Raw genomic sequence first — 15667 nt, forward strand, 5'->3', positions numbered from 1 at the left:
GTGATCGATATCAGTGAATCCGTGATGCAGATTCTTCTCGCGTTGATCGTCGTCGGCCCGCTCATCGGGGCCGCCGCCGCCCTTCTCCCGGCCCCGCCCGGACTGAAGGGGAAGTCGCCCGAACAGGCGGTGCTGCGGCACGGCGTGACCGTCACGGGCGTGGTCCTCATCGCCGCGATCGTCCTCGCGCTCGGCTTCGACCACGACCATCCGTCGAAGATGCAGGCCACGACGGACATCAGCTGGATCCCCGCACTCGACGTGCGGATCCACCTCGGCATCGACGGCATCTCCCTCCCCCTTCTGGTCCTGACCGCGCTGCTGACCTTCCTCTGCGCGCTGTACTCCTACTTCAAGATGCCCGCGGGCCCGACCCCGAAGGCGTTCGTCGCCCTGCTGCTCGTGCTCGAGTCCGGCACCCTCGCGACCTTCGCCGTCCTCGATCTGCTGCTGTTCTTCCTCGCGTTCGAGACGGTGCTCATCCCGATGTACTTCCTCATCGCACGGTGGGGAGGCGCCCAGCGCCAGGCCGCGGCCTGGAAGTTCATCCTCTTCACCCTGCTCGGTTCGGTCGTCATGCTGCTGGGCCTGCTCCTGATCGGAATCAAGTCGGGCACATTCGACATGGTGGCACTCGCCACTGACAACGGCCGCGGCTTGAGCACATCCGTGCAGGTCACCGCCGTTCTGGCGATCGGGATCGGGCTCGCGGTCAAGACGCCGATGTGGCCGCTGCACAGCTGGCTGCCCGACGCCCACACCGCCGCCCCGACCGTCGGCTCGGTCCTGCTGGCCGGCGTCATGCTGAAGATGGGGACGTACGGGTTCGTCCGGATCCTGCTGCCCATCACGCCGGACGGCTTCCGGACCTTCGCCCCCTACCTCGCGGCCTTCGCCGTGGTCGGGATCATCTACGGTTCCCTGGCCTGCCTGGCCCTCGCCAAGCAGGGCGCGAAGGGCGACCTCAAGCGGCTCATCGCCTACTCCTCCGTCGGCCACATGGGCTTCGTCCTGCTCGGCATCTCGACCATGACCCCGACCGGCGTGAACGGCGCGCTGTTCGCCAACATCGCCCACGGCCTCATCACCGGCCTTCTCTTCTTCCTCGTCGGAGCGCTGAAGGACCGCACGGGCACCACCGACCTCGACTCCCTAGCCGAGGAGTCCGGCGCCGCGCTGTACGGCAAGGCACCGCGCCTCGGCGGCCTGCTGGCCTTCGCCGCCGTCGCCTCGCTCGGACTGCCGGGCCTCGCCGGGTTCTGGGGCGAGATGCTGGCGATGTTCGGCGCGTTCGAGCCCGCCTCCGGCCTCAGCCGCCCCGCCTACCTGACCTTCATGACGATCGCCGCGTTCGGCACGCTGCTCACCGCCGCGTACATGCTGATCGTCGTACGCCGTGTCTGCATGGGCGCGACGCCCCGGGAGTCGCCGAAGCTCACCGACGTCCAGACCTACGAGTTCGCCGCCTGGGCACCGCTCGTCGCCCTCACCGTCGTCGCCGGTCTGTGGCCCCGGGCCCTGCTCGGCCTGACCGACCCGGCCGTCCAGCAGCTCCTCGCAGGAGGCACCCGATGAGTTCCCTGGTCCAGTCCGTCGACTGGCTCGCCATCGCGCCGCCCACCCTGGCGGCGGTCGTCGGACTCGTCGTGCTCGTCACCGATCTGTTCATCGGCGACGCGCGCAAGGCCGTACTCGGCTGGACGTCCGTCGCGGGCCTCGCCGCCTCCGCGCTGTTGCTGCTGCCCCTGCGGAACGGCGACCGGGCCACGTTCTGCCTGACGGGCGCCAGTGACACCTGCTCCTACGTGGCCGACCGCTTCACCCTGGTCATCCAGCTCCTGGTGCTCGGCGGCGCGCTCCTCGTCGCCCTGCTGTCGGTCACCGCGCTGAAGGACGCCGACAGGGAACTCCCCGAGGGGGAGTACTGGTTCCTGCTGCTCTCCTCGGCGGCCGGCGCCGCCCTCCTGCCCGCCTCCCGCGACCTCGCGACCCTCATCGTCGCCCTGGAGGTCGCCTCGCTGCCCGCCTTCGCGCTCGTCGGCATCAGGCGCGGCGACAAGAAGTCCTCCGAGGCGGCCCTGAAGTTCTTCCTGTCCTCCGTCACCGCGACCGCCGTGAGCCTGATGGGCGTCAGCTTCGTCTACGCGACGACCGGCACCCTCTATCTCACCCGGATCGCGGACGAGATCCAGCACGTCGACGGACAGTTCCACACCCTCGCCCAGACCGGCGTCGTCCTCACCCTCGTCGGCTTCGCCTTCAAGACCGCCGCCGTGCCCTTCCACTTCTGGGTGCCCGACACCTACGTGGGGGCGCCCCTGCCGATCGCCGCCTACCTCTCCGTCGTCGGCAAGGCGGTCGGCTTCTCCGGGCTCATCCTCGTCACCGTCGTCGCCTTCCCCTCGTACGCGGACGTCTGGGGCCCGGCCATGGCGGCCCTGGCCGCCCTGACCATGACCGTGGGGAACGTCGGCGCGCTGCGGCAGCGGCCCACGCGCGCGTACAGCGCGGTGCGGCTGCTCGCCTGGTCCTCCGTCGGCCAGGCCGGCTACCTCCTGGTCCCGATCGCGGCCGCCGCCTACTCCAAGGACGCCCAGCAGGCCATCGGCTCCACCCTCGCCTACGCCCTCATGTACGCCGCCGTGAACCTCGGCGCCTTCGCCGTGGCCGCCCTGGTGGCCCGCCGAAGCCCCCTGAACCGCATCAGCGACTACCGCGGCCTGTACGCCCAGAGCCCCCTCTCCGCACTGGTCCTCGGCTTCTTCCTGCTCTGCCTCGCCGGCCTGCCGCCGGGCATCATCGGCCTCTTCGCCAAGGTGACCGTGTTCTCGGCCGCCGTCGACGCGGGGCTCGGCTGGCTGGCCGTCGTCATGGCCGTCAACGTGGTGATCGCGCTCTTCTACTACCTCCAGTGGACGGCGCTGCTCTTCCGCGCCCCCGAGGGCGAGCCGGGAACGCACCGCGTACCGGTCCCGCTCACCGCGGCCATCGCCCTGACGGCCGTCCTCGGCGTCGTCCTGTCCGGGGCGCCCCAGCTGATCCTGCGGTTCTCGCAGACCGCCCTCTTCTGAAGCACCACTCCCGAAAGGGCTCTTCGAGGGGCACGCGCGCGTGAACAGCCGTCCGAATCACTCGGACGGCCCACGCGCCGGGCAGTGCGCACAAGGGAACTAGTGCTTCTCGTCTGGCGTTGACCAGTACGGGAGGGTCCACTGAAGAGTGGAAGCAGCGCATCAGCAAGCAAAGGGTTCCCCCGCCGCACGACTTGGAGGGCTACCGTGCACCGCCGGCACAACGGGCTCAGGACAGCCGTACTTCTCGGGGGACTGTCCGCACTCATCATCGTCATCGGCAGCTTCTTCGGGCGCACCGGCCTGATCGTCGCGCTGTTCATCGCGATCGGCACGAACGCGTACGCGTACTGGAACAGCGACAAGCTGGCTCTACGCGCGATGCGCGCCCGCCCGGTGAGTGAGTTCGAGGCTCCGGCCCTGTACCGCATGGTCCGCGATCTCTCGACGCAGGCCCGCCAGCCCATGCCGCGCCTGTACATCTCACCGACGGAGGCACCGAACGCCTTCGCGACGGGCCGCAACCCCCGCAACGCGGCCGTGTGCTGCACCGAGGGGATCCTGCGGATCCTGGACGAGCGCGAGCTGCGCGGTGTCATCGGCCACGAGCTCAGCCACGTCTACAACCGCGACATCCTGATCTCGTCCGTGGCCGGCGCACTCGCCTCCGTGATCATGTTCCTGGTCAACTTCGCCTGGCTGATCCCCGTCGGCCGGTCCAACGACGACGACGGCCCCGGCATCCTCGGACTGCTTCTGGTCATGATCCTCGGCCCGATCGCCGCTTCCCTCATCCAGCTCGCCATCAGCCGCTCCAGGGAGTACGAGGCGGACGCGTCCGGTGCCCAGCTCACCGGCGACCCCCTCGCCCTCGCGAGCGCGCTGCGCAAGCTCGACGCGGGCACGAAGCAGCTCCCGCTGCCTCCCGAGCCGCGCATCGAGACGGCGAGCCACATGATGATCGCTAACCCCTTCCGCCCGGGACAGGGAATGTCGAAGATGTTCTCTACGCATCCGCCGATGGCGGAGCGCATCGCCCGGCTCGAGCAGATGGCAGGTCGTCAGCAGTGAAGACAATTCTGAACGTCATTTGGCTCATCCTGAGCGGCTTCTGGCTGTTCCTCGGGTATCTCGCCGCAGGCATCATCCTGTGCATCACGATCATCGGAATTCCGTTCGGCATCGCGGCGTTCCGCATCGGCATCTACGCGCTGTGGCCGTTCGGCTATACGACCGTGGAGCGCCACGACGCCGGCGCGCCGTCCTGCGTCGGCAACGTGCTGTGGCTGGTCCTCGCGGGTTGGTGGCTCGCGCTGGCCCACATCGTCACGGGCATCGCGATGTGCATCACGATCATCGGCATCCCCTTCGGCATCGCCAACTTCAAGCTCATCCCGATCTCGCTGTTCCCGCTGGGACGCGAAATCGTGCGCACGGACGAGCCGTTCGCCGGGCGTTAGCCGCAGCGGATCCGTCACCGCGCATCTCACTGTCAGGCGCTCGGCGTCCGTCTCGCGCGAGGGTTTTCCACAGGCCGCCCGATTGTCGGTGGCGCGCTGCATCATGAATCCATGACCGAAATCGAGCAGTTGCTGGCACGGGTCGCTACGGAGGCCCGCAACACCCGCCCGTGGGGCTGGCCTTCGCTCCCCGCGCCCGTGGACACGGCCGAGGTCGCCCGCGCCGAGGCCGTCCTCGGCTTCCCGCTGCCCGCACTGCTCGCCTCGCTCTACCTCCGGATAGGGGACGGCGGATTCGGTCCGGAATACGGCTTGCTGTCCCTGCTCGCCGGTCCGCCCTCGGGCGAACCGGCGGCTGTTCCGCAGTACCTCGCCAGCCGCGAGAGCGGCCGCAAGGACCCCGAATGGCCCTGGCCCGAGGGCGTCCTGCCCATATCCCACTGGGGCTGCGGAATGTACGCGTGCGTGGACTGCCAGAGCCCCGACGGCACGGTGCTGCTCTTCGAGCCGAACGCCGACCGGGCCGACCAGGCCTGGTACGTGGACGCGCCTGACCTCGCGACCTGGCTGCTCGCCTGGCTGGAGGGGACGGGCTGGTACGAGGAGTCCAACGACGGAGCGGACCTCCCGCCGTGGCCCGACTTCCTCATACGCACGACGGGCACCCGGGCTCCCTGACCCCCCTGACCCCTGCCCCCGAGGCCCGCTCAGGCGGTTCAGCGCGAGGCCGCCCACCGCCGTACGCCGTACGCCGCCGCACCCACCGCCAGGACGGCCGCGCCGGCGACCACCGAAGCCCCCGGCAGGGCGAAGGCCAGCGTCACGCAGCCGAGGAGGCCCAGCACCGGTACGACCCGCGATGCCGGGGCCGGACTCAGCGTCCAGGCGGAGGCGTTGGCGATCGCGTAGTAGGCCAGCACACCGAAGGAGGAGAAGCCGATCGCGCCGCGCACGTCCACGGTCGCGGCCAGCACGGCGACCACCGCGCCGACGGCGAGTTCCGCCCGGTGCGGGACCTGGAAGCGCGGATGGACGGCGGCCAGGGCGTGCGGCAGATGACGGTCGCGGGCCATCGCCAGCGTGGTCCGCGAGACGCCCAGGATCAGAGCGAGAAGAGAGCCGAGCGCGGCCACGGCCGCACCCGTCCGCACGATCGGCACGAGCCCCGGCAGCCCGGCCGCTCGTACGGCGTCCGCCAGCGGCGCCGGGGCGAGCCCCAGCCCGTCCGTTCCGAGCACCGAAAGGACAGCGACAGCGACCGCCGCGTACACCGCGAGCGCGATGCCCAGAGCCAGCGGGATCGCGCGCGGAATGGTGCGCGCCGGATCGCGTACCTCCTCGCCGAGCGTGGCGATCCGCGCGTACCCGGCGAACGCGAAGAAGAGCAGACCGGCCGCCTCAAGCACCCCGCCCGCGCCGGACGACAGACCGATGCCAAGCCGCCCGGCATCGGAGGCGTCGGACCCGAGGCACCCCACCACCACGGAAGCGAGGACCGCCAGGACCACCGCCACGATCACCCGCGTCAGCCAGGCCGACTTCTGCATGCCGCCGTAGTTCACGGCGGTCAGCGCGACCACCGCGGCGACCGCCACCGCGTGCGCCTGCGAGGGCCAGACGTAGGCGCCCACGGTGAGGGCCATCGCCGCGCAGGAGGCCGTCTTCCCGACGATGAAGGACCAGCCCGCCAGATATCCCCAGAAGGCCCCGAGCCGCTCGCGCCCGTAGACGTACGTGCCGCCGGAAGCGGGGTACAGGGCGGCCAGCCGGGCCGAGGACATCGCGTTGCAGTAGGCGACGACCGCGGCGAGCCCGAGCCCGAGCAGGAGCCCGGACCCGGCCGCCCGCGCGGCGGGGCCGAGCGAGGCGAAGATGCCGGCACCGATCATCGAGCCGAGCCCGACGACCACGGCGTCACCGACTCCCAGAGCGCGGCGCAGTTCGGGTGCTGACGACGTCATACGCCGCACCCTACTGATCACCGCAACCGCCGGGAGTCACGGCGGCGTCCTGTTCATCGGCACGGCACCGACACGTCACGCGGTACACGTGATCGGCACCGCCCGGGGACAGCACGGACACGGCCCGCACGGATCGGATTCACAGGGCCGGGACAGCTTGAGTACAGAACGGAAGGGCAGGCTCGGACCATGGGCATCATCAGCTGGATCATTCTGGGGCTGCTGGCAGGCGCCATCGCCAAGTTCCTGCTGCCGGGGCGCGACCCGGGAGGCTTCGTCGGAACGACCGTCATCGGCGTCGTCGGCGCGTTCGTCGGCGGCTGGATATCCGCCCGCTGGCTGGACCACCCCGTCAGCAAGCACTTCTACGACGGCGCCACTTGGGTCGCGGCCATCGGCGGCTCGCTCGTGCTGCTGATCCTGTACCGCATCCTGTTCGGCGACTCGCGGCGCTGAGGCGGCGTCGCCGGGAGCGCGGCCGACGGACGAGAAGGGTGGACACCCCGGGTGCCCACCCTTCCTCGTACCGCCGACCACGCCCGTGGCCGCTTCACGCCGCCTGCGGGGCGTTCTACCGGTAGTTCACGAACTGCAGGGCGAAGTCGAAGTCCTTGCCCTTGAGGAGGGCCTGAACGGCCTGCAGGTCGTCGCGGCTCTTGGAGCTGACACGCAGCTCGTCGCCCTGGACCTGGGCCTTCACGCCCTTGGGGCCCTCGTCACGGATGATCTTCGCCACCTTCTTGGCGTTCTCCTGGGAGATGCCCTCCTCGATCGTGGCGAAGATCTTGTACTCCTTGCCGGAGAGCTGGGGCTCACCGGCGTCCAGCGACTTCAGCGAGATGCCGCGCTTGATCAGCTTGGTCTCGAACACATCGAGGATGGCCTTCACCCGCTCCTCGGAGTTCGCCTCCATGAGGATCTTCTCGCCGGACCAGGAGATGGAGGCGCCGACGTTCTTGAAGTCGTAGCGCTGCGAGATCTCCTTGGCGGCCTGGTTGAGGGCGTTGTCGACCTCCTGCCGCTCGACCTTCGAGACGATGTCGAAACTGGAGTCGGCCATGTCCTGTGGCTCCTTGTATCGGGGTGCGTAGGGGCGGCAGTGGAGCCCGGCGTGGGCCTCCGGCCGCATCCGCATAAGCCTAGCCACCCCCCTCCCCCCGAGCGTCGATCAATTGGGTGGCGAAGCATCCCCGAGCATCAGGTATCGTTTACGTCGTTGCCAGGGAGCACCGCGAAAGCGAAGCTCAGGGGCAGCAAACCCGGCGGTGTGCCCGAGCGGCCAAAGGGAGCAGACTGTAAATCTGCCGGCTTCGCCTTCCCAGGTTCGAATCCTGGCGCCGCCACATGAAGGTAAACCCCCTTCGACCAGCCTTCACGGCAGGTCGGAGGGGGTTTCTTCGTTTCCGTTCCCGGGTCCGGTCGCGTGCCGCGCGGAGATGCGTGGACGCTTGACGGGTGGACTGTCATGCCCACGCGGGCGCGGGCGCAGGAGAGGTGTGGCGCCTCCCCGCGGGTCAGGCTCCGGAGTTGTCGACGAGGCCCACGATGTCCAGGAACTCGATCTTGGGCGGGACGCCGTAGATCCCCGTCACCTTCTGGACGATCTCGTCCGTGAAGAAGGCGCGGGCCTTCTCCTCGTCGTCCCACACGTAGAAGTTCCTTGCGTGAACGCCCTCTTCGTCGAGCATGAAGCTCTTGAGGCGAAGGCCGGGCATGCCTTCGAACGGGGTTCGGAGCTCGTCGGCGATCGTGGTGAGAGCTGACCGATCGAACTTGTCGGGCTGCGTGAAAGTCACGAGCACGCCGATCATCGGGCCTCCTGGCGACGGGGTGAGCAACGGTCGGTCGGGTGACGCTAGCGGCGGATCCTAATACGCGAGATCGGAAGTTCGGGTTGTTACGTCGCGTGTATCACCAAAGGGGGATAAAGCTCCGCGAATGGCTGCAGGTGGCGCAGCGGTGGCTCGGCGGTGGCTCAGTGGCTGGGTGGTGTCGTGGTCGGTGAGTCGTGGGGGTGGCCTGTGGCCGACTGCCTGTGCCGGGCTCCCGCATTGCTTCGTCCGGGGGCGGGTAAGTTGGCGGGCGTAAGCAGTGACATGCACGGTAAGTGCCGTGTGCACCAGTGGAGAAGGAGCACCATGCTCGGGGGAATAGCGGGTTTCATCGCAGTCGGTATTGCGATTGCTGTCGGGGTCGCCGGTGAGAGGGCCGCGAAGAAGCGCAAGAAGGCATTCTGGGACAGGTACGGATCGTTCGAAGGGTTCCGTGGCCAGGTCGACGCGGAGCGGATCCAGGGGGTTCGTCGGGCCGAAGGTGATGTCGCGGCCGTCAAGGCCGTCCGCGAGGGCCACCCTGATGTCTCACTCGTGATGGCCAAGCGCTACGTGGATGAACTGCCCGCTTGAGGTAGGTGAGTTGGGGCAGAGGCGTTGGTGCCGGGTGGCCGTCGGCGCCCAAGGGGCGCCTGGACCGGTCTGACCAACCGGTTCGGTGCCGCCCCCGCCCGCGGGTGGACTGCCAAAGGCGGTCCGAGTGGTTCGAGTGGGTCCGAGAGGTCCGCCGTCGCGTCGACATCTTGATTCCGCGAAACGGGATGAGATGGGATGGGATGGGGCGGGTCAGGTCGGATCGGATCGGATCGGTGTTTCTTTTCGGCCGCCGCTTCCCGTCGGGTGGAGAAGTTGCCCGCCCAGTTTTTCCGTGCGGTCGTCCCGGCTTTCGGGGCGGCCGCTTTCTGGGTTTTTCAGGTCTTTTTCGCGGCTCGAATTGGCGCAGGGGTCCGCCCGCTTCCGGCGCGGTTCATCGGTCGCGCGGCGCAGGGCGGTGAGGAGCGGGAGACGGAAGGCGGGGTCCCCGGGGCACACTGATCACATGTCGTCGCGTCGCAGGAACTGCCCCGAGTGCCGTCGGGAGATCGCCGTCGTCGCGGGGCGGTTCGCCCGGCACGACCCGCCCGGCGCGCGGGGGAGTGGGGAACTGGTGTCGTGCCCCGGTTCGCGCCGGGAAGCGTTCATCGGGGCGGCGCAGCCCACGCTGGACGGCTACACCGTCCCCGATTTCCCCGGCCAGCTCCCCCTGTTCTGAGCAGGCCCCGAACAGTCACACCTCCTGAGCAGGCTCCGAACAGCCACACCTGCTGAGCGGGCGTCGATGAAGCCCGCACTTGCTGCACCGGCCCGCGGGGAGCCGCCCCGTGGACGCCGCGCTAGTTCCCCGCCACCGCCTTCACCGCGACGGAGATCGGGGTCGAACCGCTGACGGCTTCCAGGGTCAGGCCGGCCGTGGCCGGGGTGTCGACCAGTTCGGCGAGGACCGCGGCGACGTCGTCGCGGGGGATCATGCCGCGTCCGGTCGAGGCCTCCAGGCGTACGAGACCGGTTCCGGCGTCGTCGATCAGACCGCCGGGACGCAGGATCGTCCAGTCCAGGCCCGTACGACCGCGTACGTACTCGTCGGCCTCGCCCTTGGCGCGCAGGTAGGCGTCGAAGATGTCGTCCCCCGCGTGGGCCGGGTCCGCGCCCATGGAGGAGACGACCACGTGCCGGCGTACGCCCGCGCGCTCGGCGGCGTCGGCGAACAGGATCGCGGCGCCCTTGTCCACCGTCTGCTTGCGGTCCGCGCCGCTGCCCGGTCCCGCGCCCGCCGCGAAGACGGCCGCGTCCGCCCCCTGCAGATGCGCGGCGACCTCTTCCACCGATGCCGATTCCAGATCGCACAGGACGGGTTCGGCGCCGGCCGCCCGTAGATCGTCCCCCTGTTCGGCACGGCGGATGATCCCCGCGACCTCGTCCCCGCGCGCGGAGAGCAGCCGCTCCAGCCGCAGCGCGATCTGACCATGACCACCAGCGATGACAATGCGCATGTTTCCGACCGTACGCCCGGATGACCGCGTTCGCCGCACAACCCTGTGGGCGACTCATGAGTCACATGGGTGATCACTGTGAACGCGTGGGTGATCGCCGCGAGAACGCGCCGGAACGAGTGAACACGCGAACGGAGGAACGCCGTGCGGGCCCGTACGGCGTTGCAAGAGGAGACCATCATCACCGTCATACGCAAGACCGTCACCGCGGTCGGCTGCACCGCTGTCCTGTTCACCGCGGCGGCCGCCTGCGGCACGGTCCAGAACCTCACCGCCGGGCAGAAGGTGGACCACGCCGTCTCCGCTCTCGGCGAAAAGAAGGCGCTCGCGTTCCAGTTGGACCTGGACGCGTCCGCGTCCGCGATCAACTCCGTCGCGGGCGAGTCCGGTTCCGAGGACTCGCTTCCGCCGGAGTTCGCGAAGTTCGTCAGCGGCCTGCGCGTCGATGTCACCATCAGGTCGCGCAAGGCGCTGGCGGATTCGGGCGAGAAGGACCTCGTCGGCACGAGCATGAAGGTCACGGGCGCCGATGGCGTCCTGGTCGAGTACCGGATCATCGGCGACCTCATGTACTACCGCACCGACATGAAGGCCATCGGCGAGGCCATGGGCGTTCCCATGCCGACGGCCGACGATCTCCCCCCGAGCCAGAAGGAGTTGAAGAAGGTCCTCGAAGGCGACTGGGTCAAGGTCGACACCAAGGAGCTGGAGCGCGCGGGGAAGGCCGCCGGGGGTGGCTCGAAGGGGGCCGCCGACGGCGGGGAGCTCGACGCGAAGACCCAGAAGAAGGTTCTCGACGCCGTACGCGGTGTCATCGGGCACAAGGTCACGTTCCGGACCGAGGGCGGCGCCGACGGGGTCGAGCACGTCATCGCCACCGGCAACGTCCGCGACCTGCTCACCGGCGTCTTCGACAAGCTCCGTCCGCTGCAGGGCGACCTTCCGGCGGGCGCGGAACTCCCCACTGCCAAGGACCTCAAGGAAGCGCCGAACAAGAAGGCCGCCGTCGACTTCACCCTGAAGAACGGCGACCTCCGGCAGATCAGGGTCGACCTGGCCGTCCTCTCCGACACCCCGTCGAAGGCCAAGCTGCCCCTCGTCCTGAAGTTCTCCGAGGCGGGTGACGTCAGCGCGCCGTCCGGAGCCACCGAGATTCCCGTGGACAAGATTCCCCCGGGCAGCCCGCTGGGGGGCGCCTTCATGGGTGGCGGCGGCGGCTTCTAGCCGGGCGCCGGGCAGCGGGTCCCCGGAACCGGAGGTCTCAGAACCCCGGCCAGGACGGCTCTTCCCGTCCTTGCCGGGGCAGTTCGAGACCGGAGTCGGCCGTCGAGTCGCAGTACTCCCGTACCGCGCTGGTACGCGCCACCACGCGCCCCCGGTGGATCACGATCCGGCTGTACGAGAGGGACAGCACCCCCGCGAGACCGTCCCCGCGCACGGCGAGCAACTCGGCGGGGAATCCCGCCTCCACGCGCACCTCGGGCAGCCCGAGGACGGCTCTGGCGGCACAACTCACCGTGTCGTACGCCTCCTCGGGGTGCAGTCCGTAACGGGAGGCCAGCAAGTACGCGGCTTCCAGCGGGTCTCCGCGACCCACCGGGTTGGACACGTCACGCAGGGCGCCACCGCCCGCCGCGACCCGGACCCCGGCCGCCCGCAGCAGTCGTACGGGAGCCGTGCCGCGGTCGTCCGCCGAGCCGCAGCCGCCCTGCGGCAGGCACACCACCGTCACGCCGGCCGCGGCGAGTTGGTCCGCGGCGCGGGCGGCCACCTCGGACGGCAGCCGGCCGAGCCCGCCGCACGGCCCCAGGGTCACGCCGGGCCGCAGCCCGCCCGCCATCGCCGCGAGGCGGGCGAGCCGGGCGGGATCGGCGGCGTCCGTGTGCAGATCGACCGGACAGCCGTGTTCTGAGGCGAGTTCCAGGACGGCCTCGACGTACCCCGTCGGATCGGGGTCGGCGTCCGGGCAGCCGCCCACCACGGAAGCGCCCATCTTCAGGGCGTCCCGCAGCATCGCCAGCCCGTCGGCGCCGGCCGCCCCGGTCAGCACCCGGGGCATCGCGACCGTCGCCAGTTCGGCGAGCCCCCGCAACGACCGCCGCACCTCGAGCACGGCCGCCAGCGCGTCCAGCCCCTGCACGTCGCCGACGCGCACGTGGGACCGCAAAGCCGTGGCCCCGTGCCCGAGTTGCAGCAGGGCCGCCTCGGTGGCCCGGCGCCGGATCGCCCGGTCGTCGTACGCGAGAGGTCCGTGGCCCTCGGCCGTCAGAGCCGTGTCGCTGTGCGCGTGGGCCTCCACGGGGGCCGGCAGGAGGAGGTAGCCGTCGAGGTCCACCCGTGCGGCGCGAGCCCCCGAGGCACCCGCCGCCAGGCTTCCCGCGGTACCGACCGCCTCGATGCGGCCGCCGCCGAGCCGTACGTCCACGGTCCGGCCGTCGGTGAGCCGCGCCCCGCACAGCAGGAGAGCGGCCGGATCGGTCTGCCCCGAGGGGGAGCGGGGAGGCTGCTGCTGACTGTCGGGCATCGCGCTCCTGTGGCTCGGGGGCGGCTGCGGGAGGGACGACTGCGGGCGTGGGGACACAAGATCACGCAGCGTGAGTCGAGCCTAGGGCGGTGACCCGTCGACGTCAGGGAGGAGCGCAATAGTCGTACCGGCGTGGCCCCGCCGACCGCCCTGGACCGGCCACCGTCGGGACGGGGCCGGAACCGACCGGGACGGGGCGAGTACGGGTCGGGAACGGGTCGGGTACGGGTCCAGAAGCGGTTGCCGCGTGACCGGCTCTCGGCGGCCGCCTTCGGGACTGGTCGAGGACCGGCCGCCACGTGCCCGGCTCTCGGCGGCCGTCTTCGGGACCGGTCGAGGACCGGCCGACCCGGTACGGGCCAGGAGCCGGCCGACCGGGACGGGTCGAGAACCGGCCGCCACGTGCCCGGCTCTCGGCGGCCGCCTTCGGGACCGGTCGAGGAGCGGCCGACCGGTACGGGTCCGGAGCCGGCTGCCGCGTGACCGGCGCGCAACGGGGCACCTTCGGGGCCGGTCCGGGGCCGGCCGGTACGGGCCAGGAATCGGCCGCCACGTGCCCGGCGCACGACCAGCCGTGGCGGGCCCGGCCGGCCGGGCGACCCCCGTCGCCCCGACTTCCCGACGCCCCCTGGCGTCCGCCCCGGCCTCCCGGCCCGGCAGCCGCCTCAAGCGGATCCCCGCGTGCCGCCCTCGCCCCGGACACCCGGGCCACCTCGGCCGCCTTGCTCCGCCCTCGGCGAGAGCCGTCACCCGCTGTGATCCATGGGTCCCGAGGGGCGCCGGAAGGCTTGGGGAACGCCCGGGGAAACGCCCGCGATCAGGCCCGGGCGGGTGCCGCGAAACGGATTTGGGCGATCGGCGGCGGACCGTGTAATGTCTTCATCGCTCGCCCCAATAGCTCAGTCGGCAGAGCGTCTCCATGGTAAGGAGAAGGTCTACGGTTCGATTCCGTATTGGGGCTCTGGTGTGAAAGGTTCCCGTCGCAAGACGGGGTCCGATCGCATCTCAGCGGTGTAGCTCAGTCGGTAGAGCAAGCGGCTCATAATCGCTGTGTCACCGGTTCAAGTCCGGTCACCGCTACAGACAGTAGCCGATTGTGGGGTCGGTCCTTCGATCGGCTACTCTTCTATGCGTTAATGTCCCATCCGTTCGTCAAGGAGCACTCCTGTGGCTGCCACCGACGTCCGCCCGAAGATCACGCTGGCCTGCGTGGAGTGCAAGGAGCGGAACTACATCACCAAGAAGAACCGGCGTAACAACCCGGACCGACTGGAGATGAAGAAGCACTGCCCGCGTTGCAACGCGCACACCGCGCACCGCGAAACGCGATAATTCAGGCTCGTACACGAGGCCGTCCCCCTCACGGGGGGCGGCCTCGCGTCGTTGTGGAACCGATGCCCGGCGCGGACCGGGGCGTCATAGGCGTACCGGCGTTTTCGAGCGAAGATGGGCCGTCCGGCCAAAACGGCCGGTCCCGCTGTGGCAACCGCGGCACCCGGAGCGCCGAGGACACCCGGCGCACCGAAGCCCGTCGACGCAGCCGAGCCGTCCGGTGTGCCGAAGGCATCCGGTGTGCCGGAGACCCCAGTGCGCCGGAGACCCCGGTGCGCGAGGGCGTCCGGCGCGGCGCAAGCGGCCTACGGCGGCCCGAAGGCGGCCGCCGCAGCGAAGACACCAGGCGCGGCGATGACGATCAGCGCAGCGCAGACAACCAGGCGCGGCGATGACCGTCAGCGCGGCGAAGACAACCAGGCGCGGCGATGACCATCAGCGCGGCGAAGACAACCAGGAGGTGCCGAGCCCATGGCGCTCGACCAGTCCTTCGTGGGGCGGTCCTACCCGCCCACCGACCCCTATGAGGTCGGTCGGGAGAAGATCCGCGAGTTCGCGGAGGCCGTCGGGGACGGCAACCCTGCGTACACGGACCCCGAGGCCGCACGTGCTCTCGGTCACCCCGATGTGATCGCCCCGCCCACTTTCGTGTTCGCGATCACGTTCAAGGCCGCGGGCCAGGTCGTCCAGGACCCGCAACTGGGCCTCGACTACAGCCGGGTGGTGCACGGCGACCAGAAGTTCGCCTACACGCGCCCGGTGCGCGCTGGCGACCGGCTCACGGTCACCTCGACCATCGAGTCGATCAAGTCCCTCGCGGGCAACGACATCCTGGACGTACGTGGCGAGGTCCACGACGAGGCGGGCGAGCACGTCGTGACGGCTGTCACGAAGCTCGTGGCCCGCGCGGCGGAGGTGGGCTGACATGGCGGCGAAGATCTCTTACGCGGACGTCGAGGTCGGCACCGAGCTGCCGCCCCAGACGTTCTCCGTGACGCGCGCCACGCTCGTGCAGTACGCGGGGGCCTCCGGGGACTTCAACCCGATCCACTGGAACGAGAAGTTCGCGGTCGAGGTGGGCCTTCCCGACGTCATCGCCCACGGCATGTTCACCATGGCCGAGGCGATCCGCGTGGTGACCGACTGGGTCGGCGACCCGGGCGCCGTCGTCGAGTACGGGGTCCGCTTCACCAAGCCCGTCGTCGTCCCGAACGACGACAAGGGCGCCACCGTCGAGGTCGGCGGCAAGGTCGCCGCCAAGCTCGACGACAACACGGTCCGCGTGGACCTCACCGCGACCTGCGACGGCCAGAAGGTCCTCGGAATGTCGCGGGCGGTCGTACGACTGGCCTGACGGCCCGGCTCCCGGTCCGGCGGCCGAGTTCCCGGCTCCCAGGCCGGCGGCCGAGTTCGAGACAAAGAGGCGCTCTCCTTCGAGGGCGCCTCTTCCTCGTGGC

General features: G+C 70.2%; 17 protein-coding genes and 3 tRNA genes. 15 read left to right on the forward strand and 5 right to left on the reverse strand.

What is annotated here, in order from left to right; all coding sequences use genetic code 11:
- The 5 genes from ACFYYF_RS05890 to ACFYYF_RS05910 all read left to right on the forward strand — a co-directional run bounded on the left by ACFYYF_RS05890 (position 1) and on the right by ACFYYF_RS05910 (position 5209).
- Positions 1–1575, forward strand: coding sequence for a NuoM family protein (locus ACFYYF_RS05890; protein WP_388771911.1), 1575 nt, complete (start codon positions 1–3; stop codon positions 1573–1575).
- A complete protein-coding gene (locus ACFYYF_RS05895) occupies positions 1572–3071 on the forward strand; it encodes an NADH-quinone oxidoreductase subunit N (protein ID WP_388771914.1) in 1500 nt (499 codons plus the stop codon). The genes ACFYYF_RS05890 and ACFYYF_RS05895 overlap by 4 nt, the downstream gene beginning before the upstream one ends.
- A 207-nt stretch (positions 3072–3278) precedes the next feature.
- Positions 3279–4142, forward strand: coding sequence for a zinc metalloprotease HtpX (gene htpX / locus ACFYYF_RS05900; RefSeq protein ID WP_103548377.1), 864 nt, complete (start codon positions 3279–3281; stop codon positions 4140–4142).
- The gene (locus ACFYYF_RS05905) at positions 4139–4531 is read left to right on the forward strand and encodes a YccF domain-containing protein (RefSeq protein ID WP_037627077.1); all 393 of its coding nucleotides are present in this window, start codon (positions 4139–4141) and stop codon (positions 4529–4531) included. The genes htpX and ACFYYF_RS05905 overlap by 4 nt, the downstream gene beginning before the upstream one ends.
- A 111-nt stretch (positions 4532–4642) precedes the next feature.
- The gene (locus ACFYYF_RS05910) at positions 4643–5209 is read left to right on the forward strand and encodes an SMI1/KNR4 family protein (RefSeq protein WP_388771917.1); all 567 of its coding nucleotides are present in this window, start codon (positions 4643–4645) and stop codon (positions 5207–5209) included.
- A gap of 38 nt (positions 5210–5247) precedes the next feature.
- Here the strand turns inward: ACFYYF_RS05910 and ACFYYF_RS05915 are convergent, their stop codons facing one another.
- A complete protein-coding gene (locus ACFYYF_RS05915; protein ID WP_388771920.1) occupies positions 5248–6492 on the reverse strand; it encodes an APC family permease in 1245 nt (414 codons plus the stop codon).
- 189 nt (positions 6493–6681) lie between these two features.
- Between ACFYYF_RS05915 and ACFYYF_RS05920 the strand changes: the two genes are divergently transcribed.
- A complete protein-coding gene (locus tag ACFYYF_RS05920; protein ID WP_103554853.1) occupies positions 6682–6948 on the forward strand; it encodes a GlsB/YeaQ/YmgE family stress response membrane protein in 267 nt (88 codons plus the stop codon).
- A gap of 115 nt (positions 6949–7063) precedes the next feature.
- On the opposite strand, the gene ACFYYF_RS05925 is transcribed toward ACFYYF_RS05920, so the two are convergent.
- Positions 7064–7552, reverse strand: a complete 489-nt coding sequence (locus tag ACFYYF_RS05925) for a YajQ family cyclic di-GMP-binding protein (RefSeq protein WP_037627493.1) — start codon at positions 7550–7552, stop codon at positions 7064–7066.
- A 201-nt stretch (positions 7553–7753) separates the two neighbouring features.
- Here ACFYYF_RS05925 and ACFYYF_RS05930 point away from each other — a divergent pair.
- Positions 7754–7835 (forward strand) — tRNA-Tyr (locus ACFYYF_RS05930).
- 171 nt (positions 7836–8006) lie between these two features.
- On the opposite strand, the gene ACFYYF_RS05935 is transcribed toward ACFYYF_RS05930, so the two are convergent.
- On the reverse strand, positions 8007–8303 hold the full coding sequence (locus ACFYYF_RS05935; protein ID WP_388771923.1) for a hypothetical protein: 297 nt from the start codon (positions 8301–8303) through the stop codon (positions 8007–8009).
- Between the two features lie 327 nt (positions 8304–8630).
- Between ACFYYF_RS05935 and ACFYYF_RS05940 the strand changes: the two genes are divergently transcribed.
- Both ACFYYF_RS05940 and ACFYYF_RS05945 read left to right on the forward strand, forming a co-directional pair.
- On the forward strand, positions 8631–8897 hold the full coding sequence (locus tag ACFYYF_RS05940) for a hypothetical protein (RefSeq protein ID WP_388771925.1): 267 nt from the start codon (positions 8631–8633) through the stop codon (positions 8895–8897).
- Between the two features lie 466 nt (positions 8898–9363).
- Positions 9364–9576 carry a hypothetical protein gene (locus ACFYYF_RS05945; RefSeq protein ID WP_388771928.1) on the forward strand — a complete coding sequence of 71 codons (213 nt, stop codon included), beginning with the start codon at positions 9364–9366 and terminating at the stop codon, positions 9574–9576.
- Between the two features lie 121 nt (positions 9577–9697).
- On the opposite strand, the gene ACFYYF_RS05950 is transcribed toward ACFYYF_RS05945, so the two are convergent.
- Positions 9698–10354, reverse strand: coding sequence for an SDR family oxidoreductase (locus ACFYYF_RS05950; RefSeq protein WP_365493262.1), 657 nt, complete (start codon positions 10352–10354; stop codon positions 9698–9700).
- A 144-nt stretch (positions 10355–10498) separates the two neighbouring features.
- Between ACFYYF_RS05950 and ACFYYF_RS05955 the strand changes: the two genes are divergently transcribed.
- The gene (locus ACFYYF_RS05955) at positions 10499–11578 is read left to right on the forward strand and encodes a hypothetical protein (RefSeq protein WP_388771930.1); all 1080 of its coding nucleotides are present in this window, start codon (positions 10499–10501) and stop codon (positions 11576–11578) included.
- A 37-nt stretch (positions 11579–11615) separates the two neighbouring features.
- Here ACFYYF_RS05955 and ACFYYF_RS05960 read toward each other — a convergent pair whose 3' ends face one another.
- Complete coding sequence (locus tag ACFYYF_RS05960) at positions 11616–12878, reverse strand: amidohydrolase family protein (protein ID WP_388771933.1); 1263 nt, start codon at positions 12876–12878, stop codon at positions 11616–11618.
- Positions 12879–13766: 888 nt separating this feature from the next.
- Here ACFYYF_RS05960 and ACFYYF_RS05965 point away from each other — a divergent pair.
- The 5 genes from ACFYYF_RS05965 (at position 13767) to ACFYYF_RS05985 (ending at position 15564) form a co-directional block, all read left to right on the forward strand.
- Positions 13767–13839, forward strand: a tRNA-Thr gene (locus tag ACFYYF_RS05965).
- A gap of 46 nt (positions 13840–13885) precedes the next feature.
- Positions 13886–13958 (forward strand) — tRNA-Met (locus ACFYYF_RS05970).
- An 87-nt stretch (positions 13959–14045) separates the two neighbouring features.
- Positions 14046–14210 carry a 50S ribosomal protein L33 gene (gene rpmG, locus ACFYYF_RS05975; RefSeq protein WP_003948671.1) on the forward strand — a complete coding sequence of 55 codons (165 nt, stop codon included), beginning with the start codon at positions 14046–14048 and terminating at the stop codon, positions 14208–14210.
- Between the two features lie 471 nt (positions 14211–14681).
- Positions 14682–15134 (forward strand): MaoC family dehydratase N-terminal domain-containing protein, encoded by a 453-nt coding sequence (locus ACFYYF_RS05980; protein WP_361676795.1) that lies wholly within the window; start codon positions 14682–14684, stop codon positions 15132–15134.
- Position 15135: 1 nt separating this feature from the next.
- Positions 15136–15564: a MaoC family dehydratase gene (locus ACFYYF_RS05985; protein WP_361676792.1), complete on the forward strand. Its 429-nt coding sequence runs from the start codon at positions 15136–15138 to the stop codon at positions 15562–15564.
- The last annotated feature ends 103 nt before the right edge of the window (positions 15565–15667 follow it).

It is taken from the genome of Streptomyces sp. NPDC001914, assembly GCF_042891215.1.
Lineage (GTDB): Bacteria > Actinomycetota > Actinomycetes > Streptomycetales > Streptomycetaceae > Streptomyces.

Coding starts and splice junctions, on each gene's coding strand:
- ACFYYF_RS05935 (WP_388771923.1), bottom strand. CDS start 8,303: ATGATCGGCGTGCTCGTGACTTTCACGCAGCCCGACAAGTTCGATCGG.
- ACFYYF_RS05925 (WP_037627493.1), bottom strand. CDS start 7,552: ATGGCCGACTCCAGTTTCGACATCGTCTCGAAGGTCGAGCGGCAGGAG.
- ACFYYF_RS05985 (WP_361676792.1), top strand. CDS start 15,136: ATGGCGGCGAAGATCTCTTACGCGGACGTCGAGGTCGGCACCGAGCTG.
- ACFYYF_RS05950 (WP_365493262.1), bottom strand. CDS start 10,354: ATGCGCATTGTCATCGCTGGTGGTCATGGTCAGATCGCGCTGCGGCTG.
- ACFYYF_RS05920 (WP_103554853.1), top strand. CDS start 6,682: ATGGGCATCATCAGCTGGATCATTCTGGGGCTGCTGGCAGGCGCCATC.
- ACFYYF_RS05945 (WP_388771928.1), top strand. CDS start 9,364: ATGTCGTCGCGTCGCAGGAACTGCCCCGAGTGCCGTCGGGAGATCGCC.
- ACFYYF_RS05895 (WP_388771914.1), top strand. CDS start 1,572: ATGAGTTCCCTGGTCCAGTCCGTCGACTGGCTCGCCATCGCGCCGCCC.
- ACFYYF_RS05915 (WP_388771920.1), bottom strand. CDS start 6,492: ATGACGTCGTCAGCACCCGAACTGCGCCGCGCTCTGGGAGTCGGTGAC.
- ACFYYF_RS05940 (WP_388771925.1), top strand. CDS start 8,631: ATGCTCGGGGGAATAGCGGGTTTCATCGCAGTCGGTATTGCGATTGCT.
- ACFYYF_RS05980 (WP_361676795.1), top strand. CDS start 14,682: ATGGCGCTCGACCAGTCCTTCGTGGGGCGGTCCTACCCGCCCACCGAC.
- ACFYYF_RS05910 (WP_388771917.1), top strand. CDS start 4,643: ATGACCGAAATCGAGCAGTTGCTGGCACGGGTCGCTACGGAGGCCCGC.
- ACFYYF_RS05960 (WP_388771933.1), bottom strand. CDS start 12,878: ATGCCCGACAGTCAGCAGCAGCCTCCCCGCTCCCCCTCGGGGCAGACC.